This window comes from Frateuria sp. (assembly GCF_013362045.1).
Taxonomy (GTDB): Bacteria; Pseudomonadota; Gammaproteobacteria; order Xanthomonadales; family Rhodanobacteraceae; genus Frateuria_A.
Map to the genome: position 1 here is coordinate 1 of NZ_JABFWW010000033.1, position 6,634 is coordinate 6,634.

Below are 6,634 nucleotides of genomic sequence, written 5' to 3' on the forward strand. Positions count from 1 at the left end.
GGACCGTAGCCGTCCAGCGGCACGCCGTCGGCGCCGATCACGCGGCCGAGCAGGCCGGCGCCCACCGGCAGGCCGCCGGCATGGGCCAGCGGACGTACGCGCGCGTTGGGCAGCACGCCGTGCATTTCGCCCACCGGCATCAGCAGCAGGCGCTCGTCGGCGAAGCCGACCACCTCGGTGTCGAGCTGGTTGCCGTCGGCGGTGTCGACCAGGCAACGCGCGCCCAGTGCGGCTTCGCAGCCTTCGGCTTCGAGGGTGAGGCCGACCACGCGGCGCAGGCGGCCTTCGACGGTGAGCGTGTGGGCGGCCTCGACGCGCTGGCGGCGGCGGGCGAATTGTTCGGGCCAGGTGGCGCGGCTCACGGCTGGACGGGCCGGCGCGTGGTGGCAAAGGCCTTCCCCTCTCCCCAACCCTCTCCGCCGGCAGGGCCAGGGGAGAGGGAGCAGGTGCGGGCGGGGCCAAGAAGGCTGGAGTGGGCGCTCATGCGTCAGCCTCGTCGCCCAACACGGCGTCGATCATCGCGGCCAGGCGCGTCTCCACGCGCGCGTCCAGCCGCGAGCGTTCGTTTTCCAGCACGCAATCGCCGCGCGCGAGCGCCGGATCGGCAACCAGCTGCCAGTGCGGTTCGGCGGCGTCGAGCTCGCGCAGCAGGGCCAGGTCGTCCGGATGCAGGCGCACGGCGAGTTCGCGGGTGGCGGCCGGCAACGCGGCCACGGCCTGGCGCACGGCCTGCACGATCAGTTCCGGGTGCGCACCCAGCTCGCGCACGATCATCCGGCGTGCGATCGCCAGCGCCAACTGTGCAAGCTCCTGCTCCACCGCCGCATCGAGCGCATCCAGCGGGCGGGCCGCCTGCGTGCAGATCGATTCCAGCAGCGCGATGCGTTCGCGTTCTTGCGCGCGCGCCTCGGCCAGGCCCTGGGCGAGGCCTGCGGCGTAGCCTTCCTCATGCGCCTGGCGTTCGAGCGCTTCCAGGTCACTGACGGTGGGACGAGCTAGCCCCTCGGCCGGCGCGGGCGCCGGCGCCTGGCCCATCTGCGGCGGCTCCCAGCGCTGGTAGCCGGCGACGGCGTCGCGGTTGAGCACGGCGCTCATCAGACCAGGTCATCCGAGCCGCCGAGGTTGATCTGGCCGGCGTCGGCAAGACGGCGCGCGATGCCGAGGATCTCCTTCTGCGCGGCGTCGACTTCGGACACGCGCACCGGGCCAGCCACTTCCAGGTCGTCGCGCAGCATGTCGGCGGCGCGCTTGGACATGTTGGCGAACATCTTGTCGCGGATGGCCGGCTCGGCGCCCTTGAGCGCCACGATCAGGCGCGGCGAGGGCACTTCGCGCAACAACGCCTGCATCGAGCGGTCGTCCAGTTCGACCAGGTCGTCGAAGACGAACATCAGGTCCTCGATCTTGCTGCCCAGGCCCGGGTCGTGACTGCGGATGGCGGCCATCAGCTCGGCCTCGCGGCTGGTCTCCATCGCGTTGAGGATGTTCGCCGCGGCCTTGAGCCCGCCGACGCTGGCGGACTTGAGCTTGTTGGTGTTGCCGGAGAACTGGCGCTCCATGATCTCGTCCAGCTCGTTCAACGCGTGCGGCTGCACGCCGTCGAGCGTGGCGATGCGCATGATCGCGTCCGAGCGCGAGCGCGCCGGCAGGTAGCCGAGCACTTCGGCGGCCTGGTCGTTCTCGAGGTGCGCCAGCACCAGCGCGATGATCTGCGGATGCTCCTGGCCGATCATCTCGGCGATGGCGCGGCCTTCCATCCACTTGAGCGATTCCAGGCCCTTGCTGGAACGGCCCAGCAGGATGCGGTCGATCAGGTTGCCGGCCTTGGTCTCGCCCAGTGCGTTGGTGAGGATCTTGCGGATGTAGTCCTCGGTGCCGACGCCCAGCGCGGTCTGCCGGCCTATGTCGTCGTGCAGCTTGGTGAGCACCTGGTCGACCTGCTCGCGCGAGACCGAGGTCAGCACGGCCATGGCCTGGCCGACCGCCTGCACGTCGCGCGCCGACAGGTGCTTGAGCACTTCGGCGGCGTCCTGCTCACCGAGGGTGAGCAGGAGGATGGCGGCCCGCTGGGCGCCGGATATGGATGTGTCTGCCTTGCCGGACATCAGCTGCCGTCCTCACCGACCCAGTTCCTGACCACCTGCGCGACCTGCTTGGGGTTGTCGCTGACCATGCGCCGCGCCAGGCCGACCTTCTGTTCGTAGCCGAGCACCTGTGCCGGCGCGGACAGCCGGCTGCGCTCATCCTCCTGGTCATCGGCAATCCGGACGGAAACCGTAGGCACGCGTCCGGCCCCGGCCAGCGCCGGCTGCGGGACGCCGCGCAGCAGGCCCTTGAGCAGCGGGCGCAGCAGGCCGAAGGCGACCACCAGCGCGATCAGCACGCCGATCGCCTGCTTGATCAGGTCCAGCATGCCGGGGCGCTGCCAGAACGGCTGCTGGCCCGGCGCATCGGCGGCAGGCGCCTGCTGGAAGGCCTGGTTGACCACGCTCACGCTGTCGCCGCGCGCGGCGTTGAAGCCGACCGCATTCTTGGTCAGCTCGGTGAGATGGGTGAGTTCCTGCGCGGTGAATGGCGCGCTGGTGCTGCCGTTGGGGCCCGCCACGTTCTTGTTGTCGACCACCACCGCCACGGTCAGGCGCACCAGGCGCCCGGCAGGGTCGCTGGTGTGGCTGATGGTGCGGTCCAGCTCGTAGTTGCGGGTGGCGCTGGAGGAACTGTCACTGTTGTCGGCCTGCGCGGTGGCCGCAGCCGGTGCGACGGGCTTGCCGCCCGCGTTGGGGTTGGCCGCGGTCGGCTGCGCCGCCATCACGGGCGGCTGGTTGCTGAGCGCGCCGGGCACGCCGCCGTCGACCGCGCTGCCGCTGCCGCGGCGCTCGCTGCTGGTCTGCTCGCTGCGCAGGGCGGGATGGTCGTGGCCGTAGGTCTCGGTGGCCTTTTCGGTCTGGCTGAAATCGAGATCCACGAACACCTGCGCATGCACCTTGCCCGGGCCGACCAGCGGCATGAGCAGCTGCTCGACGCGCTGGGCGTAGGTGTTCTCCATGCGCGTGGCCAGGCGCAGGCGGCTGTCGCCCACCGCGGTGGCGCTGTCCGGATCGGTGCCGGTGAGCAGTTGGCCCTGCTGGTCGACCACCGAGACCTGGCGTGGGTCCAGGTCCGGCACCGAGGCGGCGACCAGATGCACGATCGCCGCCACCTGGCTGGCGTCGAGCTGGCGGCCGGGATAGAGCGTGACCAGCACCGAGGCGCTGGCCTGGCGATCGTCGCGAATGAAGGCCGAGGGCTTGGCCATCGCCAGGTGCACGCGCGCGGAACGCACGCCCTGCAGGCTGCCGATGGTGTTGCCCAGGTCCGCCTCCAGCGCCTGCTGGTAGCGCGTGCGCTCGGCCAGGTCGCTCATGCCGAAGGGGGAGTCGGCCTGCGGCGCGGCGCCGCTGGCGGCGGTGCCCTGCGGCAGCCCCTGCCCGGCCAGGCGCAGGCGGATCGCCGCCAGGTCGGAGGCCGGCACCATGATCGAGCTGCCGTCATTGCCCAGCTGGTAGGGCGTGTTGGTCGACTGCAGCGCTTGCGTGATGGCCGCGGCGTCCTGCTGGCCCAGGCCCGCGTAGAGCAGGCCCCAGTTGGGGCCGCGCGACCACAACACCACCGCCACGCCCAGCGCCACCGCCGCGGCCATGCCCACCAGCAGCAGCAGCTGGCGCGAGGCAGGGCTGCGCGCGAGCTGCCTGAGGTCGAAGCGGTTGGCGGAGCTGTCGGTGGTGGTCGCGATGGCGTTTTCGGCCATGGGAAAGGGTCATCCGTAATGCGAGGGAGGGAACGCGGCGCGGTCCTCGGGCCGGTCGGCGTCAGACCGGCATGTTCATGATGTCCTTGTAGGCATCGACCAGCTTGTTGCGCACTTCGGTCATCGCGCGCAGCGAGAGGTCAGCCTTCTGGATCGCCACCATCGTGCGGCCCAGGTTGGCGCCCGGATCGCCTCGCTCGAAGCTCGCCGCCATCTGGCCGGCCTGCTGCTGGCTGCCGCCCACGCTGGCGATCGATTGCTTGAGCAGCGCGCCGAAGTCCGCCGTGGCGGCGGGCGCCGCCTTCAGTGCGGTCTCCGCCGGACGCACCTGGGCGGAAAGCTGGCGCATCTGGGCGAGCAGGTTGTTGACGTCGATGGTGCTCATGTCGGGATTCCGGCGCGTGGCGGGCTTCGGGGGTGGAGCTGCACGAGGTGTGCCATGCGGCCTTCGAGCCCTCTGGTGCGGCGAACCGCTTTAGTCATCTCCCCCGGTGCAGCCGGGGGAGATGACGCAAAAGCGGAGAGCTAAGGGCTCAGGCGGCGAGGCTGCCCTGCAGCCCGTACTTGCGCAGCTTCTCCACCAGCGTGGTGCGCTGCATGTGCAGCAGCTTGGCCGCGTGGGCGACCACGCCGCCGGTGACGTCCAGCGCCTGGCGGATCAGGCCGACCTCGATGTCGGCCAGGTGATCCTTCAGGTCCAGGCCGCCCTCGGGCAGCAGCGTGGCGTCGCCGGCGGGCGCGGCAGCAGCCTGGGACTGCGCCTGCGCGCCTTCCATCAACGCGAGCAGCGAGGCGCCCTGCACTTCTTCGGCGGCCTGGCGGCCGCGGTACTTTTCCGGCAGGTCGCTGCCGCGGATCTCGCCGTGCGGATAGAGGATGGCCAGGCGCTCGACCAGGTTGCACAGCTCGCGCACGTTGCCCGGCCAGGCGTACTGATGCAGCGCGTTGAGCGCGCCGGCGGAGAAGCGCACGCTGGACAGGCCGCGCCGCGCCAGGCGCTGGTTGAACTCGCCGATCAGCACCGGCAGGTCGTCCAGGTGCTCGCGCAGCGCGGGCATTTCCAGCGGGAACACGGAGAGGCGGTAGAACAGGTCCTCGCGGAACTGGCCGTTGGCGATCGCCTGCTCCAGGTTGCGGTGGGTGGCGGCGATGATGCGCACGTCGCAGCGCTGGCTCTTGGTGCCGCCGACCCGTTCGAACACGCGCTCCTGCAGCACGCGCAGCAGCTTGACCTGCATGGTCAGGCTCATGTCGCCGATCTCGTCGAGGAACAGCGTGCCGCCTTCGGCCAGTTCGAAGCGGCCCTTGCGCGCGCTGATCGCACCGGTAAAGGCGCCCTTCTCGTGGCCGAACAGCTCGCTTTCCAGCAGCTCGGCCGGGATCGCGCCACAGTTGATGGCCACGAACGGCTTGTCGCGGCGCGGCGAACATTCATGGATGGTGCGCGCCACCATTTCCTTGCCGGTGCCGGATTCCCCCAGCACCAGCACGCTGGAATCGAACGGCGCGACCTGGCGGATCAGCGCGTTGACGCGGCGCATCGGCGCCGACTCGCCGACGAAGCGCAGCTCGCCGCGACGCCCGCCGAGCAGGCGCGCGTACAGGCTGCGCATCACTTCGGCCAGCTGCTCGTAGCGCAGCGGGAATTCCAGCATGCCGATACGGGCGGCGAACGGCGAGCTGGCGGCACACAGGCGCGAGGCCCAGGCCGAATCGCTGGCCAGCAGCACCGGCACATGGCTCGCGGCCTCGCCCAGCAGGGCGAACTGGCGTTCGGCATCGGCGGCGTCGGCGATAGTGCCGACGTAGACGGCGCGCCAGGCGTGGGTCGATTCGTCCGCTGCGGCGCAATCCTCGCCTCGCTGCGGGTGGTAACCGAGGAAATGCAGCGCAGACAGGATGGATTCGGCCCGCGCTTCGTTCGACTCGATCACCAGGAAATCGACCTTGCTCATGGATGTGCCTCCGCTTTGACGCTGAACCAGACGAACCGCCGACCGTCCTGCAGTGTTCGCTGTGTCTAATGCCGGCTTTCCGTCACCGATCTCGCAAAGGTGGAGAGCAAGAAGAAGGCCAGCGCAGGCGGCTGTGTGCCCTGTCCGCGGACGGGCGGGTGGCCCTAATGCGTCACTCGTGAAGGAAATGTCGACGCGTCGTTATGCGCGGATGCTGCAACGGCGACGGTTTGCCGGCGCCAAGGGTTCGGCGGCGAGTGACCCTGCGCGACACTACGGTTGCAGGGGCCGTCAAACAGGCGACGCGAGAGCCTGCAAAAGTGTGAAGTACCTCACGCGCCGAACGCGCACCGCCTCACACATGCGTGGAAGCGGACCGCGCGGGCTCATGCGCTGGCCTGGCGCGCACCTGCCACTTTGCGTCGGTGGTGACGAAACACGAAACGTTCGAGTGACGCGGCGACGCCTTCGCCCAATGCGTGGAAGGCGACGAACGTGCGGTCGTCGTCGAGCCGGCGCCCGATCCGAGCGGGCAACTCCAGCGGCGCGCTGGGGCAGGCATCGAAGCGAAGGCGCAGCAGCAGCGCCTCGCCCGCAGGCACCAGCGTGTCGGGAATCACCGCGCCGATGGCGTTGAAGCGCAGCGGTTGGCGCGAGGGCAATGCGTCGGCAGACAGCGCCACGCGGTTGATCATGTCGATCAGCGCGTTGAGCTTGGCGTCCAGCCGCAGCAGTTCCTGCATGACCGGATTGTCGTCGTCGGCGCTGTCGGCGCGGCGTTCCTCCAGCGCCGTGACGGTGGCGAGCGCGGCGGCATTGCGTTCGGCGAGGCGGGCGGTGATGGTTTCGGGCACCTGCCAGGCAAGCGCCTGGCTGTCGGCGTGCCAGCTGA

6 protein-coding genes and 1 pseudogene are annotated in these 6,634 nt (G+C 70.3%); all 7 read right to left on the reverse strand.

Annotation, left to right across the window (positions count from 1 at the left end):
* Window positions 1-362, reverse strand: a pseudogene (fliI, locus tag HOQ08_RS01600) (flagellum-specific ATP synthase FliI); the annotation flags it as partial.
* 118 nt (window positions 363-480) lie between these two features.
* The gene (locus HOQ08_RS01605) at window positions 481-1,095 is read right to left on the reverse strand and encodes a flagellar assembly protein FliH (protein WP_291190580.1); all 615 of its coding nucleotides are present in this window, start codon (window positions 1,093-1,095) and stop codon (window positions 481-483) included.
* A complete protein-coding gene (gene fliG, locus HOQ08_RS01610) occupies window positions 1,095-2,105 on the reverse strand; it encodes a flagellar motor switch protein FliG (RefSeq protein ID WP_291190583.1) in 1,011 nt (336 codons plus the stop codon). Before fliG ends, HOQ08_RS01605 begins: the two co-directional genes overlap by 1 nt.
* Entirely contained in the window at window positions 2,105-3,787 is a 1,683-nt protein-coding gene (fliF, locus tag HOQ08_RS01615) for a flagellar basal-body MS-ring/collar protein FliF (RefSeq protein ID WP_291190587.1), read from the reverse strand. The genes fliG and fliF overlap by 1 nt, the downstream gene beginning before the upstream one ends.
* Before the next feature lie 61 nt (window positions 3,788-3,848).
* Entirely contained in the window at window positions 3,849-4,172 is a 324-nt protein-coding gene (fliE, locus tag HOQ08_RS01620) for a flagellar hook-basal body complex protein FliE (RefSeq protein ID WP_291190590.1), read from the reverse strand.
* Between the two features lie 148 nt (window positions 4,173-4,320).
* Window positions 4,321-5,742, reverse strand: coding sequence for a sigma-54-dependent Fis family transcriptional regulator (locus HOQ08_RS01625; protein ID WP_291190593.1), 1,422 nt, complete (start codon window positions 5,740-5,742; stop codon window positions 4,321-4,323).
* Window positions 5,743-6,128: 386 nt separating this feature from the next.
* A partial coding sequence (locus HOQ08_RS01630) for a PilZ domain-containing protein (protein ID WP_291190596.1) occupies window positions 6,129-6,634 on the reverse strand: 506 nt, incomplete at its 5' end.